Annotated in this window: 17 protein-coding genes; 15 read left to right on the forward strand and 2 right to left on the reverse strand. The window is 36.0% G+C overall.

From position 1 onward, the window contains the following. Positions 1-24: 24 nt before the first annotated feature. Entirely contained in the window at positions 25-1341 is a 1317-nt protein-coding gene (celB, locus tag AQ616_RS07890; RefSeq protein WP_240490479.1) for a PTS cellobiose transporter subunit IIC, read from the reverse strand. Between the two features lie 57 nt (positions 1342-1398). Then, on the reverse strand, positions 1399-1704 hold the full coding sequence (locus AQ616_RS07895) for a PTS sugar transporter subunit IIB (RefSeq protein WP_069685470.1): 306 nt from the start codon (positions 1702-1704) through the stop codon (positions 1399-1401). Positions 1705-2071: 367 nt separating this feature from the next. Here AQ616_RS07895 and AQ616_RS07900 point away from each other — a divergent pair, with 367 nt between their 5' ends. The 15 genes from AQ616_RS07900 to AQ616_RS07965 all read left to right on the forward strand — a co-directional run bounded on the left by AQ616_RS07900 (position 2072) and on the right by AQ616_RS07965 (position 16464). Further along, the gene (locus AQ616_RS07900; RefSeq protein ID WP_069685471.1) at positions 2072-2875 is read left to right on the forward strand and encodes a histidinol-phosphatase HisJ family protein; all 804 of its coding nucleotides are present in this window, start codon (positions 2072-2074) and stop codon (positions 2873-2875) included. Between the two features lie 166 nt (positions 2876-3041). After that, positions 3042-3539: a PTS sugar transporter subunit IIA gene (locus AQ616_RS07905; protein ID WP_017797937.1), complete on the forward strand. Its 498-nt coding sequence runs from the start codon at positions 3042-3044 to the stop codon at positions 3537-3539. A gap of 19 nt (positions 3540-3558) precedes the next feature. Beyond that, positions 3559-4413 (forward strand): ROK family protein, encoded by an 855-nt coding sequence (locus AQ616_RS07910; protein WP_069685472.1) that lies wholly within the window; start codon positions 3559-3561, stop codon positions 4411-4413. A gap of 581 nt (positions 4414-4994) precedes the next feature. Beyond that, positions 4995-7055 (forward strand): BglG family transcription antiterminator, encoded by a 2061-nt coding sequence (locus AQ616_RS07915; RefSeq protein WP_069685473.1) that lies wholly within the window; start codon positions 4995-4997, stop codon positions 7053-7055. A gap of 38 nt (positions 7056-7093) precedes the next feature. Then, positions 7094-7582, forward strand: coding sequence for a PTS sugar transporter subunit IIA (locus AQ616_RS07920; RefSeq protein WP_069685474.1), 489 nt, complete (start codon positions 7094-7096; stop codon positions 7580-7582). Continuing rightward, the gene (locus tag AQ616_RS07925) at positions 7582-7860 is read left to right on the forward strand and encodes a PTS sugar transporter subunit IIB (protein ID WP_069685475.1); all 279 of its coding nucleotides are present in this window, start codon (positions 7582-7584) and stop codon (positions 7858-7860) included. Before AQ616_RS07920 ends, AQ616_RS07925 begins: the two co-directional genes overlap by 1 nt. 66 nt (positions 7861-7926) lie before the next feature. Beyond that, positions 7927-9186, forward strand: a complete 1260-nt coding sequence (locus AQ616_RS07930; RefSeq protein WP_069685476.1) for a galactitol-specific PTS transporter subunit IIC — start codon at positions 7927-7929, stop codon at positions 9184-9186. A gap of 118 nt (positions 9187-9304) precedes the next feature. Next, the gene (locus tag AQ616_RS07935) at positions 9305-10339 is read left to right on the forward strand and encodes a zinc-binding dehydrogenase (RefSeq protein WP_069685477.1); all 1035 of its coding nucleotides are present in this window, start codon (positions 9305-9307) and stop codon (positions 10337-10339) included. Positions 10340-10363: 24 nt separating this feature from the next. Continuing rightward, positions 10364-11035, forward strand: coding sequence for a deoxyribose-phosphate aldolase (gene deoC / locus AQ616_RS07940; protein WP_069685478.1), 672 nt, complete (start codon positions 10364-10366; stop codon positions 11033-11035). Positions 11036-11089: 54 nt separating this feature from the next. Further along, the gene (locus AQ616_RS19585) at positions 11090-11248 is read left to right on the forward strand and encodes a hypothetical protein (protein WP_168156634.1); all 159 of its coding nucleotides are present in this window, start codon (positions 11090-11092) and stop codon (positions 11246-11248) included. Between the two features lie 20 nt (positions 11249-11268). Then, on the forward strand, positions 11269-12339 hold the full coding sequence (locus AQ616_RS07945; protein ID WP_069685479.1) for a galactitol-1-phosphate 5-dehydrogenase: 1071 nt from the start codon (positions 11269-11271) through the stop codon (positions 12337-12339). 320 nt (positions 12340-12659) lie between these two features. Beyond that, positions 12660-13121, forward strand: coding sequence for a hypothetical protein (locus tag AQ616_RS07950; protein WP_017797927.1), 462 nt, complete (start codon positions 12660-12662; stop codon positions 13119-13121). 2 nt (positions 13122-13123) lie between these two features. Beyond that, positions 13124-14479: a tripartite tricarboxylate transporter permease gene (locus AQ616_RS07955; RefSeq protein WP_017797926.1), complete on the forward strand. Its 1356-nt coding sequence runs from the start codon at positions 13124-13126 to the stop codon at positions 14477-14479. A gap of 98 nt (positions 14480-14577) precedes the next feature. Next, positions 14578-15426, forward strand: coding sequence for a Cof-type HAD-IIB family hydrolase (locus AQ616_RS07960; RefSeq protein ID WP_017797925.1), 849 nt, complete (start codon positions 14578-14580; stop codon positions 15424-15426). Positions 15427-16083: 657 nt separating this feature from the next. Further along, on the forward strand, positions 16084-16464 hold the full coding sequence (locus AQ616_RS07965; protein WP_069685480.1) for a hypothetical protein: 381 nt from the start codon (positions 16084-16086) through the stop codon (positions 16462-16464). Positions 16465-16504 lie beyond the last annotated feature (40 nt).

The following is a 16504-nucleotide window of genomic DNA, read 5'->3' on the forward strand; positions in this document are numbered from 1 at the left end:
TCTGTATTAGCTAGACATCCTGATTTATGAAGTTCTTTTCACTGAATCAGTATTGCTATCGCTAGTTTTTTCATTTTCGTAGTAGTTTTTATCCAAGATTTTTAAGAATGGCCACCATATTCCCATTACGATTAATAAGTTTACTGCTTGTAACACAGCTCCTTGCCATGCATTACCAGTTGCTAAAAATCCACTTAATAATGGTGGTGTCGTCCAAGGGACAATAATTCCAGCAGGTTTAGGAACAATCCCAATCGACATGGAAATATAGGTGATTATTGTGACTACTACAGGAGCAATCAGCCATGGTATGAGCACCAATGGATTCATAATAATTGGCAATCCAAAGATAATCGGCTCGTTTACATTAAATATTCCTGGGGGTCCACCTAATTTACCGAGCTCTTTTAATTGTCGACTACGTCCAATTAATATGATTAAGATTACTACTGCTAGCGTCATCCCTGATCCACCCATACCAACTAAGAATGAATCAATAAATTGCTTCGTTATAATATTTGGCAGTTCTATTCCGCTTTGGAAAGCAGATAAATTTTGTTCGTTTAAGGTATACCAAATTGGGTCAAATACTGAGTTGACGATGATCTGTCCATGCAGTCCAAAAAACCAGAAAAGTTGTATGAGTAACACAGCTACAATGGTTGCTGGAAGACCACTACCTAATTGTGTTAATGGTTCTTGAATAATCGTATATATGAAATTTTGAACCGTATCAAAAGGTGTAAAACTCACTGCTATTCGAATTACAAGAAATACGGTTAGAGTCAGTGCAATTGGAATGAGTGCACTGAATGATTTTGCTACAGCTGATGGAACTCCTGCAGGCATTTTGATCATCCAATCTTTTTTTACAAAGTATCGATAAAATTCTGCAGATATAAAAGCTGTAAATATCCCTAAGAACATTCCTTGTGCACCAAGAGCCGCAGAAGGGATAACTCCAGCAACTCCTTCCAATACTTGCGGTGTAAGGATAATGAATGCAGCAATCGCTACCACACCACCATAAATTGCTTCCCCTTCATAATGTTCTGTTAATTTATAACCTATCCCTATAATAACAAATAATCCCATAATACTTAATGTGGAAGCTGAAGCTGGTCCAAGTGCATCTTGATAGGCGGCAAATGCACTTTCTCCTAATAGTTTGTCTAAGAATGGCAAGTTTGCGATTACGACAAATATAGATCCAAAGATAATGAGAGGTAATGCTACCATAAATCCATCCCGTAAAGCAGATAAATAACGGTTGTTATTTAATTTATCTGCAATCGGAAGTAAAAAATTCTCTAACATTTGCATAAACTTATTGTTTTCCAATTGTAATTCCCCCTTTTTGTCATTATTGTTCTCTCTAGGAGCAATTCTTGTTGTAAGTTATGACATTAATGATATTGCTTTGTTTAACACAGCTTCTCCATCAACTCGTCCATAAGCTACTGGATCTATAACATCGATTGGTACTTGAGCTTCTGCACCAGCTTTTTCGAACTTCTTTTTAAGAAATCGCATCTGTGGACCAATTAAAAGAACGTCTGCATTTTCTAATTCGGAAAAAGCTTTATCTTGAGCAACGGCCCAAATTTTTACTTCCATTTCTTGTTTGGCAGCTGCTTCTTCCATTTTTGATACAAGTAAACTCGTCGACATGCCTGATGAGCAAGCTAATAGAATATGTTTCATCGTTGATTTCCTCCTTGTGTTTGTCTATCTATAGTTCTATTGTAATAAGAAAACGGTTACAAATATATCGATTCTTTTTCCGTTGTGTAACGGAAAAGATTGTAACCTTCATTTTTACTACACTTTGAAGAAATAATGAGTAAATGAAAATTAATACAGAGCTTATATTGTTTTACTTAAAGAAGAACACTTTTCAAATGGATATTTAGCTCGTACAATTCCTGCAGGAGTCGCCATCTTCCATTACTATCAAGAAGCCAGGTTTTCTCTATAATCATCAACGTAACAGTTCATAGAAAAACTGATTTATATAACTTTTATAAAAAATAAGGTAGTCTATAAAGAAGAAGAATAAAGGAGGTATTGGATGTACTGGATTGATTATCATCATCACACAAATAATTCTTTTGATTCTAAAGCAGTTATGGATGAAGTATGTGCGAAGGCAGTCGAGAAAGGTATCGATGAAATTTGTTTTACAGAGCATTTTTCAGTGAATCCGAAAGCACCAACATATGGACATATGGATTTCAAAAAATATATTTCAGATATTCAACATGCAAAATCGAAATGGCAAGATAAGCTCAATATTAAGATGGGGATAGAACTATGTGAACCGCACTTGATGAAGGATGAATATAAGGAAGCATTAAATGTGGTTGAATTTGATTTTATATTAGGATCTATACATAATATCAAAGAAGAAAAATTGAGACATTATTTATTTGATAAAGAAAATCACACAGCTTATTTAGGTTATTTTGAAGAAATATTAAAACTAGTAACATATGCAGATATAGATGTTTTAGCGCATTTTGATTTATTGAAACGTTACGCGATAGCTAAAATCGGAAATTATAAACTAAAAGATATGGAAGAGATTATTCGTCATGTACTTCATCGAGCAGTGGAGCGAGGTATTGGACTGGAGATAAATACATCTGGATTAGCAAGTCAGACGGTCGGAGAAACTTTTCCGCGGATTGAGTTGTTGAAGCTATACAAACAAATCGGTGGGGAAATATTAACGATCGGCTCGGATTCACACCGAGTAGAAACGGTAGGAAATTATTTTAATGAAGCAGTGAAAATGGCAAAAGAAGCTGGGTTTTCCTATATTTATACATTTGACAAGCGAAAACCAGAGCCAATAAGAATAGAGGATATTTAATAGTATATTGTTAAAAAATACACTTTGAAACAGCATAGAAAGATAGTTAAAGTTGTTGGGAAAATGATAAAGCTAGTATAATATAGTTATTATTTTGAGAATTAGATAGAATAGCAAATGTAAACGTTCATCTACGATATTATACAAGCAGAAGGGGAAATGAAAGATGTTTAAGAAATTATTTAAAAAGAAAGAGAAAGAACCAAAAGAAATTACGATAGTTGCACCGATCACGGGTGAAATCATACCATTAGAAGATGTTCCTGACCCAGTCTTTTCACAAAAGATGATGGGTGATGGTGTTGCAGTGAAGCCTTCTGAAGGGGAAGTAGTTTCCCCTGTTGATGGTGAGATTATACAAGTATTTCCAACTAAACATGCAATTGGTATTCAAACAGAAAATGATGCAGAGATTCTAATACATATTGGATTAGATACTGTTAACTTAGATGGAAAAGGTTTTACTGCCCATGTTAATGATGGAGATAGAGTAAAAGTCGGCGATACATTAATGAGCTTTGATATAGCACTCATTGAAGAAAATGCTTCCAGTAGTATTACACCTATCATCATTTCCAATACTGCTGATGTACGAGAAGTTAAAACTCTTAAAGCAACGAAAGTAATAGCTGGCGAGAATCAGATTTTACAAGTAGTTAACTAGTTGAGGAGGAAAAAAATCCATGCGAATTGGAGCTATTGAAGCAGGTGGTACAAAATTTGTTTGTGCTATAGGCAGTCAAGATGGTGAAATTTTAGAACGTATAACTTTTCCTACCACTACTCCAGATGAGACACTAAATCAAGTAGATGTGTTTTTTCGAGAACATAAAGTAGAACGTCTCGGTGTTGGAGCGTTTGGTCCTATTAATTTGCGGGCAGTAAGTGAACATTATGGCACAATCGGGAAGACTCCTAAATTGGCGTGGCGGGATTTCCCATTATTGCAAGATTTAAAAAGTCGTCTAAAAATACCTGTTTTTATCGATACGGATGTGAATGTTGCTTCGCTAGGTGAATATAATTATGGAGTTGCCAAAGATGCTGGAAGTTGTCTTTATATTACTGTTGGGACAGGAATTGGAGCAGGTTTCGTACAAAATGGAATCATTTTTCAAGGGTACGATCATTCAGAAATGGGGCATATTCTGATTCAAAAACACCCTGAAGACTCTTTTGAAGGTGCTTGTCCTAGTCATAATACCTGTTTAGAAGGACTTGCCGCAGGTCCAGCTATTGAAACGCGTTACGGTAAAAAAAGTACGAATTTAGCTGAACAAGATGACGTTTGGAAATTAGAAGCATATTACCTCGCACAAGCAATCATGAATTATTTTGTAATTCTATCGCCGGAAAAAATTATTATTGGCGGGGGAGTAATGAAACAAGAAAAATTGTATCCGATGATACGTAAGCAATTTATCAATCTATTAAATGATTATATAGAAGTAAAAGATGTTAATCAGCTGATCGTTGCACCAGCACTTAATGATAATCAAGGAGTAAAAGGTGCCATCGCTCTAGCAATGCAAGAATAATATTGAATAAATAAAAATCAGAAAGAGCTGTCATAACGACAGTTCTTTTTTTATGCAACGGAAATTGTAAAGGCATTGTCGTTATGCCCCTTAAATGAGAGTAAAAATAGGTTCGTAGCTCTTTGTCTAAAGATAGAAGATAACTAAAAGTTTTTGTTCAATAAAAACGGATAAAAGCTAGAATAAGCGTAAGAAATATACGGAGACTCCTTGAAAATCAAAAATCGATTTTCTGCGTGCGATGTAATGCTGTAGAGCTCTTCTTTGTCCTATGAGAAGCTGGCCTAGCCTAGACGAGACCCCGGAATACGGAGTATCCGGAGGCTCTGCAGTCGCCATTAGGATAAGCGCAGTATATTTCTCAAGAGAGTTTTAAAGCTAAATCACTATCCATGACCCATATATTAACAAAGAAAATTCGATGAAATACGACATTATTAGTATTCTTCAAAACAATAATGTTGTAATCTATTTCTAATCATCACAATATTGTACAATGATGATTCTAATATTTGTGATGAAAACGTATACATTGCTGAAAAATCAACTGTTATGATAAATATCAAAGGAGGTCAGCAACCGTGTTGGGAGAAAGAGAAGAGCAAATTTTTAATGAATTAATTAAAGATACAAGTGTCACAAGCTCGAAATTAGCAGAAAAGTACAATCTTTCTCGTCGGCAGTTAGGCTACACCTTTCAAAAAATAAATCATTGGTTAACGGAGAGTCAATTACCAGAGATTGAGCGCACACGCAAAGGTCAATTTATTATTGATCAGTCCATACTTACTGCCACGGTAACATCAAGAGTCTCACCAATATCAAACAATGAAGTGATTTTGTCGGAAGTGGATCGAGTGAAGTTTCTATTAATTATGATCCTTGGTGGTAAAGAACCGTTATCCTTAGCACATTTTACATCGAAGTTATTCGTTAGTAAAAATACGATTTTAAATGATATGAAACAAGCCCAGAAGCAATTAGATTCCTATCAATTAGCTATTCAGTATTCACGTAAAGATGGATACCAAATTGAAGGAGATGAATTTCAAGCTAGAAAAGTAATGATTTGGTTAGCGAATGACATTATTCTTCATTCCGATGAAAAGGAAAAGTTACATGAGGTACTGCAACTCGAAGGTAGTTTACTTGAACAATTCCACCGCCGTTTAGAAAGAGTGGAAAATAAGCTCAATATCGAATTTACAGATGAAAAATTAATGACGATGCCAACTATTTTTTCTTTAATATTACGACGGATTCGACAAGGGTTCCAGATTCAGCCATTATCCATTCGCTATGATGAATTATCCAATACAAAGGAATACCAAGCAACAGAAGAAATTTTATATGATAAGAGTCTTCCAGTTCCAGAGAAGTTATTTATTACATTAAATTTATTAACTGGCAGTGTGCATCGTAATGAACTTTTAATAGAAGATTCTATCCCAGATTTAGTACCAGCGATTGATAAAATGGTTCGACTATTTGAAAAAAATGCCTGCATTATCTTTCAGGATCGTGAGCAGCTAATAGATAAACTATTGCAGCATCTCACTCCTGCTTATTATCGGATTAAGTACAAATTAACCGATGCAATCGTATTTGAGAGCACGTACAATGAAGAATTTGAACAAATTCGACATTTGATTAAACGGGCATTAGATCCAATTAGTGAAGTAATGGGAAGTAAGATTCCTGAAAATGAAATTACTTACATTGTTATGCTTGTCAGTGGTTGGATGCATATGCAAGGAGAAAGTATGACGGAGAAAGTAAAGGCAATTGTTGTATGTCCGCAGGGGGTTTCTGTATCAAGGTTAATGTTCCATCAATTAAAAGAACTTTTCCCGGAGTTCGTATTCTTAGATTCATTATCAGTCCGAGAATTTTTAACCTACGGGCTAGAGTATGATGTTGTTTTTTCACCAATCGCTTTAGAGACGGAGAAGAATCTGTTTATATCAAAAACAATGCTACGTCCAGAAGATAAACAACGATTACGCAAGCAAGTAATGTTAGAAGTGTATGACTATATTCCAAACGAAATTAATGTGGATGACATCTTAAAAACAATTGGGCAGTATGCGGATGTAAATGATGAAAAGCAATTAAGAAAAGAACTATATGCATATATTCATCGAGATGAAAATGCGGCAATAACAAGACAATTGAGCACTTCCATAGAGTTGGATTTACATGAATTTCTCATCCCGGAATATATTACGCTCAGGGAGGCAGTTCCATCTTTTGAAGATGCAATTCGTCTTTGTGCTGAACCACTACTGAAATCAGGGCATATTGAGCAATATTACGTAGAAGCTGCGATTCAACATTCTCAAGAAGATTCCTATATTGCCATCGGACCGCATGTAGCGATTCCTCATGCTGCCCCAGAGGATGGGGTAAGACAAGTAGGAATGAGCTTACTTCGGATAAAAAATGGTGTGAAATATGGAGAAGAAGGACATCAAATTAAACTTATGGTTATGATTGCGGCTGTGGATAAACAACAACATATACATGCTTTAATGCAATTAATGAAGGTTGCTTCATCTGAGACGATATTACCTAAACTTGTTCAGGCTAATTCAAAGCAATATATTCACCAATTAATTGAAGCTTATGTTACGGGAAGTTAATTACAGCAAAAGAAAGTGAAGGTAGGGGTGTGACATAAATGAGTGAATTACATTTTGAGGAAGATGTTATTTTACTAGATTTAGATGTAGAAAAAAATGAGCAAGTATTAGAAAAAATGGGACGAAATCTTGTAGATCTGGGATACGTAAAGGAAAGCTTTATACCTGCAATCGTAGAACGTGAAAAAGAGTTTGCTACAGGATTGCCAACAACAAGTGTTTCGGTTGCTATTCCGCATACCGATGCAAAACACGTGAACAGAAAAACGATTAGTGTTGGTGTTCTAAAATCACCGGTTGACTTTGTCATTATGGGAGACGATAGAGAAACGACACCAGTACAGGTTGTCTTTATGCTCGCAATGGATGAACCACACTCTCAATTAACACTTCTACAAGATTTAATGAAGCTATTTCAAGACGAATCATTCTTGCAACAGTTAATTGTGGAAAAAGATAAACGCAATGCAAAACAATTAATAGCAAATAAGTTAAATTTATATTCCTTTAAAGGAGGTGAATCGTAATGAAGCAAGTACTAGTAGCATGCGGCGCAGGTATTGCAACTTCTACCGTAGTAAACAATGCAATCGAAGAATTAGCCAAAGAAAACAATATCAAAGTTGATATAAAACAAATTAAAATCGCTGAAGTTAGCACATATGAATCAACAGCGGATTTATTAGTAACAACTGCAATGACGAAGAAAGAGTATTCATTCCCGGTTATTAATGCTCGTAATTTCTTAACAGGAATTGGTGTGGAAGATACAAAGAAACAAATTTTAGAAGAACTTAAAAAATAAGGTGAAATCGCTCGATTCTAAACTACCAGAGTCGAGCTTTATCATAAACGTGGAGGGGGAGTTATCATGCAAGGCTTTGTTGATTTTATTCAAGCGTTTTTAGGATTAGGTGCAACCGTAATTTTGCCAGTTGCAATTTTCTTAATAGGGCTATTATTCGGTCAAAAACCAGGGAAAGCATTTCGGTCTGGTTTGACGATTGGTGTGGCATTTGTAGGTATTTTTCTAGTAATAGACTTATTGACGTTAAACTTAGGCCCTGCCGCTCAAGGAATGGTCGATCGGTTAGGGGTGAGCTTAAATGTAATTGATATAGGATGGCCAGCAACTTCATCTATTGCATGGGCATCAGCGATTGCTGCATTTATTATTCCTTTGGGTTTATCTGTAAACGTTATCATGCTTGTTACTAAAACAACGAAAACGATGAACGTTGATATTTGGAACTTCTGGCATTATACATTTATGGGTGCAGTTGTATACGCTGTGTCAGATAGTATTATCCAAGGGTTGATTGCAGCGACTATTTTCCAAATCGTATGTTTGAAAATTGCGGATTGGACACAACCAATGGTTGAAGAATTTTATGACATGCCAGGTGTATCCGTAGCAACAGGGAGCACTATTTCTTATGCGCCATTTATCTTTGTTGTAAAAGGGCTTCAAAAAATTCCTGGATTAAACAAATTAAATGCAGATCCGGATTCTATTCAAAAGCGCTTTGGTGTATTTGGAGATTCTATGGTTATCGGACTTCTACTAGGTGCAGCTATTGGGGCATTAGCTGGTTATGGTGTTGGAGAGATTATCAATATCGGTATTTCCATGGCAGCCGTAATGGTATTAATGCCACGTATGGTAAAAATCTTAATGGAAGGTCTTATGCCGGTATCCGAGTCTGCACGTGAATGGTTAAATAAACACTTTGGTGATCGTGAAATCAATATTGGTTTGGATGCTGCTGTTCTGTTAGGACATCCATCTGTAATTGCGACAGCTTTAATTTTAACGCCAGTGACTGTGTTACTAGCAGTTATTTTACCAGGAAATGCAGTTTTACCATTTGGTGACTTAGCAACAATACCATTTGTTATCGCTTTTGTGGTCGGTGCAGCACGAGGAAATATTATTCACTCTGTCATCGTAGGTACGATTATGATTGCAGTTTCCTTATACGTAGCGACGGATATTGCTCCATTATTTACTGATATGGCAACAAGTGCAGAAATCAATTTACCAGAAGGTTCTGCGATGGTATCAAGTATTGACCAAGGTGGAAATATCGTAAACTGGGTCATCTGGAGATTCTTTGATTTATTCAATTAATGACTTATCTCAGATTGAAAAAGGATCTACGCTACAGTAGCTTATCGATCTTTTTAACCTTATAACTTTGTGGGGAGTAAAGGCAAAAAGTATACATCTTTATAGGAGGTACATCAACATGAAGGCATTAGTGAAAACAGAGTTAGGACAAGGTAATTTACACATTCAAAATGTTGAAGAACCAGACGTATCCAATTATCAAGTGAAAATAAAAGTAGCCTACGCAGGAATTTGTGGTTCGGATATTCATACGTATGAAGGCCATTATAAAGTAGCTGCTCCAGTAACCTTAGGGCATGAGTTTTCCGGTGAAGTTGTGGAAGTTGGATCAGGGGTTACTGGTTTTAAAGTCGGTGATCGTGTTACTTCAGAAACAACTTTTTATATTTGTGGAAAGTGTCGCTATTGTCAAACAGGTGATTATAATTTATGCAATCATCGTAAAGGATTAGGCACGCAGCAAAATGGTGGATTTACGAATTACTTGATTGCTAGAGAAGAAAGTCTTCACCATATACCGGAGGAAGTGGATGATCGTTCTGCATCGATGACAGAACCATTGGCATGCACGTACCATGCCATTCAAAAAACAAATATTAAAGAGGGCGATTTAGTTGTTGTGCTTGGACCGGGACCGATTGGGTTATTAGCTGCCCAGGTTGCTAAAAGCTATGGAGCAACTGTTATGATGTCTGGACTTAACAATGACAAAATCCGTCTAGATAAAGCGAAAGAAGTTGGCGTTGACCATGTTATCAATATTCAAGAGGAAGATATTAAGGAAAAAATTGCAACATTAACGGATGGTTATGGAGCGGATGTTGTATTGGAATGTTCTGGTTCGATTCACGCAGCTAATCAAGGCCTCGACTTACTACGGAAAAAGGGAAGCTATGCACAAGTAGGAATTTTCCCAGAGTCACATGTGAATTTTGATATGGGGAAAGTCATTCAAAAAGAAATTCAAGTAGTGGGCAGTAGAAGTCAAAAATCAGCAGATTGGGAACCATCGATTCAGTTAATGAAAGAAAAGAAAGTCGATGCAAAAGCATTAGTGACGCATGAATTCACGATTGATCAATGGGATGAAGCATACCAAGCGATAAAAGGCGGAGAAGCAATAAAAGTACTATTAAAACCATTACAAGATTAACTTCATGAGGAGGCTTGATTCATTATGGAAAAGAGCGATCTAATTAAAATCATTGATTATACATTATTACATCCAACTTCAAGTAAGTCTGAGATAGAGAGTTTCGTACAGGAAGTAGTCGATTATGGATTTAAAACAATTTTTGTTCAACCATATTATGTACCATTTGCAGTTAACTGGTTAGCTGAGCATGATGTAAAGGTTGGTGTGCCGGTTGGATTTTCTTTAGGAGGAGCAACTACACATGTGAAAGTGGAAGAAACAAAAGAAGCTATCCGTAACGGTGCAGAAGAAATCGATATGCTTGTTAACTTAGGAGCTTTAAAATCTGGAGATTATCAAACAGTAGAGGCTGATATTGCAAGTGTAGTAGAAGCAGCTAACGGTTTAAATACGAAAGTAATAATTGAAACAGCTTTATTGAACCAAGAAGAGAAAGTTAACGTTACGGAATGTATCATCCGTGCAGGAGCGGATTTTGTGAAAACAGCTACTGGATTTAATGGTGGCGGAGCAACGGTAGAAGATGTTCGATTATTAAATGAAGTCGGTAAAGGGAAAATTCAAGTTAAGGCGGCCGGAGGCATAAAAACGTACGAAGATGCTCTAGCAATTATTGATGCAGGTGCCACACGAATTGGTTCTAGTGGTGCCGTACAAATAATCCGTGGAGAAACATCAACAAGCTCTTATTAACAAGATTAGAAAAGGAAGGTTGCTTGAACAAAACTATTGAAATGAGGGATTTACATGGTTGATGCATTACTAGACTTTATGCTTGGATCAATGCGAGGTATCAGTCAATTTTATTTTGAATATCAACTGCTTTTCAACTCAATTGTTGTTGGGATAGCGGCATACTTTCTAATTAAAAATAAAAAGAAATCTACCAAAGAATCGAATAATTAGATATAGAAAGGAGCTTTATCTTGGAAGCTTTGAATTTGTATGGTGTAGAGGATCTGCGCTACGAAGATACACCAAAGCCGATCATTGAAAAAGATGATGAGGTCATTATTCGAGTAAAAGCTGTAGGCATATGCGGTTCAGATACCTCTCGATATAAAAAGCTAGGTCCCTACGTGGAAGGAATGACTTTCGGACACGAGTTTGCAGGTCAAGTAGTGGAAGTAGGAAAAAGTGTCACGAATTTTAAATCAGGGGATCGTGTTGTGGCTTGCCCTACTTTTTCATGTGGAAATTGCCACTACTGTAAGGAAGGAAGTCCAACTAGATGTGTGGACCTGACAGTAATTGGAGCAAGAGATCCAGGTGCATATGCAGAATATACGAAACTACCAGAAAGGCATGTCAAGATATTGCCAGATTCGATTGATGATGATACTGCAGCACTTGTTGAGCCATCCGCTGTAGTTGCACATGGATTTTACCGAACATCAATTACACCAGGTAGTTCTGTAGCTATTATGGGTGTCGGGAGCATTGGATTATTAGCAGTACAATGGGCTAAAATTTTCGGTGCCAGAAAAGTAATTGCAATCGATATTGATGACCACAAATTAAAAATTGCTCAAGAACTTGGTGCGGACATTGTAGTAAACCCGATGGAAGAAAATGCTGAGGAAATCGTAAAACATTATACCGGTGATCTTGGTGTTGACCTTGCAGTGGAATCAGCTGGTTCGCCGATCACAAGTGAACAAGTACTTGCTTTACCAAAAAAAGGTGGAGAAGTAGTCTTTTTAGGAATTCCTTACGGCGATATTACACTAAAACGATATTATTTCGAGATGATTGTTCGAAACGAGCTAAGAATTCTTGGCTCATGGAATGCACTATCGGCACCTTTTCCAGGAAAAGAATGGGATGCAGCTTTACATTACATGGGCACCGGCCAACTAAATGTAAAACCGATGATTTCTCACCGACTTGGACTCGAAGCTGGGCCAGAGATATTTCATCAAATAACCAATAGACTTTCCGATGCTGTAAAAGTAATCTTTCATCCTGGTAAAAAGGAACTGAAGATAGGAGAATAGTAAAAATCAAGTCGAAGTGTAGTAGCTTCGGCTTTTTGTTTGTGATGGAAATTAAAGATATTGGATTGGCGAAGTTTATTTGGCGAGAATTAGTGCGAGTGCTTGAATAAGGGTAACATAAGAGATATATGTACGGAGAAACATCATGAAAGCTAGAAACATGTAACACAAATATATCTCGTACGTAGCAGCATCCAAAACCTATAGATTAGTATCTGGTACTAGTATCTAGAATAATTTCACCCAGTATAGTATAATCTATTTATTTACGAATTACATTCTAACTTTTCATAGTGTTAGATAGAAAGAAGGTATAAAAAGTGGATCAATCACCATCGAATCATGATGAATCCTATGTAGAAGTCATAGGAGATACTGTGTACGGAAAACATTTGATGATGACAATTATCATAAGTGTTTGTCTGAGCTTAGCAGGTTTTTTTCTAGGTAGGGAAGTTATCTTCCCGAATATTGCTGCGGAAGAAATGATAGAGTCTTATTCCTTATTATTAGGAATTGTTGGAAGTGTAGCAGGTTTAATTTTCAATACGTTTTTATTTAAACCAAAGAGGAAGTTGAATGAAACTGCTAGTACAAGTGATGAGTTATCTTCGGTTTATGAAAAATTGCAATTTGATATACATGAAGAACGGGAAGCTATCAAGAATGACCCTGTTATTATACAAGAAATGAAAGAACAAGGATTTTACGATATGTTCATGGAAGAAGAAAAGGAAGTTTCTCAAGATATGACATCCTCACGAAAAAAGGAGGATGATTAATAATGGAAACATTAATGATAGCAATACTACTTGCGCTTTTAGGAAGTATTATCTTCACTTTAATTGGATTGATATCAGGATCAGATGAGACAGCGGTACTTGTCCCAGCGACATTAATTGTCGTGTTATTGGGTGCTCCACCTGAAGGTGTGTTTGCATTCTTTATGGCTGCGGTGTTGTCTAAGCATTTAACCCATGCAATCCCAACGGCTTTAATGGGAGTCCCTGGTGATACAACTGCAACACCAATGCTTGAGCATGCTGACTTTATGCGACGCATTGGCTTACCACATATAGCGTTACGCAAAATGATTTCAGGAGGTATCATCGGTGCATTTATCGCCTTGCCAGTTGCGCTTTTATTTGCAGTATTTTTAAGTCAATTCGGCGAGTTTTTCCAAGAAAATGCTGGGATTATTTTTACATTAGCAGCTGTATTGATAGGATATTTTTCTAAAGGAAGATGGGCCAGTATTATTTTAATCGTACCACTTGCCCTTGTTATTCAAGGGCTGAACCTTGTAAGTACAACGATTTTAGAAGCCAGCCTATCCATAAGTTTCTTCCTTGGTATTGCGATCGGGCCCATGTTGACGGATATACTATTAGCATTGTCTCGCAGTGCTCGTCCAATGATTACTAGGCATGAAAAAAATGAATATAAACTTGCTCCTGAGAAAAAATCATGGAGTGGTTATTTTCCAAATCCATTTAAAGTATTAACAAAAAAACAAACATCTGCTGTGGCGGGTACTTCTTTTCTATCATCGTTAACCTTTGCTTTAAGTCCAGTAGGAATGACTGCATTAATGGGCGAACTAGTCGGATCACGAGTGAAAGGTCAATACAAGAAGTCGACAACAAGTCTTTCCACGATGAACGGGGTAACCGAATCCACATATATTGCTGAGACCATCATTCCACTCGTGGCGTTTGGAATTCCATTAAGTCCAGTGGCAATTGGTCCTGCACAGGCATTATTCAATGCGCCACCAGTTTTCACTACAGAACCAGTTAATAACCTACATACGATGATGGAGCCATTTGAGTTTTTAATATTTGGTTTGATTGGAATCGTTATTGCAGCTGTTATTGCTTATCCTTTTTCTATGAATTTTGCGAGGAAAGCAACTGTTCTCGTATTAAAACATATTAACCAAGAAGCAATTATCGGTATGTTCATTGGAATAGTTACACTACTAGCCTTTTATGAAGGAGGCATTGTCGGAATTACAGTGACATTTGCGATGGCGATGGTTGGTGGTATACTGAATCGATTCCTAGGAGTAGGTGTTGGTGTACAGTTTATGGTATTCTATGGATCGAGTTGGATTGTAGGAACATTATTAGGAATGTAAATAGATTGGTAAAGGAGTCTCCTCTTCAACTACTGAAGTAGACTCCTTTCTTTTTGGAAATACTAACAGGATAAATGAAATTTAAAGGATGATAAAGTATGAAGTTAATTGCAATCGATCTAGATGGAACATTATTATCAGACGAAGGAAACATAAATCAAGTAAGTAGTGAAGCAATTCGGAACAGGTTAGAAGCAGGTGATATCGTCGCCATTTGTTCTGGTAGATCGCTACATGATACGAAAGAATTAACCAAGCAAGCAGGATTAGATTTACCACTCATCACGGGTAATGGAGCAGTTACTTATGCGGATCATAAGGTAATTGAGCATTTATCGATGCGGCCAAGTCTTGTGCATGAACTAATGGAAAAAGCAGATAAAGAAGGACTGTATTATGAGATCTATACGAATGAAGGAATTTATTTAGAAAGAGATATTACTGCTATATTAGAAAAAGAAGTCGATGATTACCCGAATATTAGTGAAGAAGAACGAAATAAAATGAGAGCGATGATTGCAACACAGAAAGATCAATTTGGTTTACAAACTGTAGAAGATTACCATTCCATTAATTATGAATCATTGGGTGTATATAAAGTGTTTATATTGTCGTTCCAACTTGATTTATTAGCTAATTTAAATAAAGAACTACAAAATAGAGAAGACATTTCCATCACTGGAGCAGGTCGCCAAAAACTAGAAATTTCTAACCAAGATGCCAGTAAAGGGAATGCATTACTGAGTCTAGCGGAATACTTTCAAGTTCCGATGGAGAATACTGTTGCTATCGGTGACAATTTTAATGATATCCCAATGTTTGAAGTAGCCGGTAAGAGTATCGCAATGGGAAATGCAGAGCCAGAAGTAAAAGAAAAATCCGATATAACTACTAAAAATTATAAAGAAGATGGTGTAGCATACGCGCTTAACCATTTAATAAAATAAAGTGGTTTAACACAGAATTTCAGAAGTAATTATTGGTTATAAATAGGCGGTTTTTGAGGGTGTTGCAACAAAGTTATCATCGATAAGCAGTACTTTACCATACAAATCCTTGATTACTATTATTCCCTTAGAAGTCGTCTATTTTCTTCTGATTATACTATTTGATAGGTAGTATAATATATCATCCAAAAGCTATAAAACGATAAATACTTTAATATTTAACCAATCTTTTTGCCTAATATGATTAGGGCTTTATTCCTTTTGAAAGTTCGATTTCGACAATGTAAGAGTAATAAACAAAGAAAATTAAGAAATACTATTTTCATTTCGACAAAATCCCCTAAGTTATATTAACCTCTATCAATTCTATCCAACAAAGTTCCTAGGTTTATTTTATAAATCCCAGTAATTTACAATAGCATCGATAGTCCTAATTGATGGTAGGATATTCCTTTTATGATTGATGAAGTTACTAGTTAATAGGTATAAAGCATTTCAACCAAAGGTTAATTTTAAATAATTCAAAACTATTTAACTATTATAAAAATGGGAGCATTCTAGGATTTATGTTAGGCAGTAATTTGCTAGTATAGGTAATAGGTTAGATAGACAACAAAGAAATCCACAAATTATCTTATGAAGAAAGGGGATGTGTTGGTGAAAAAACGGTTAATCATCTTGTTTGTGCTCTTCATCGGCTTATCCTATTCTACTACATTTGCTGAGAAGGGAGATGTTCGATTAGCAGTTTGGGACTACCATAGCACCATATTTCAGGACTTATTTCTTGATGTGAATACAGTAAACAAAGCTGAACATCAGGAATATTTAACTAAGTATCTAACAGAAACAAAACAGCAATCTTTGCAACAAATAGATGACTATCAACAATTTTATTTAAAACAGTTGGGACAAGAAAAACGAGTGTTACTACAGAAAGATTGGAAAGAAATAGAGAATCAAGTAAAGCGTGATTTAAAAGTAGAAATAGATGCTGACTGGAATGAATTTTTGCAAAGTATTTTATCTGAATATTAGGTTTTATTTGTTATCCTATTTATATTATTGAAAGTAGAGA

Source organism: Oceanobacillus sp. E9, assembly GCF_001741975.1.
Taxonomy (GTDB): Bacteria; Bacillota; Bacilli; order Bacillales; family Amphibacillaceae; genus Oceanobacillus; species Oceanobacillus kimchii.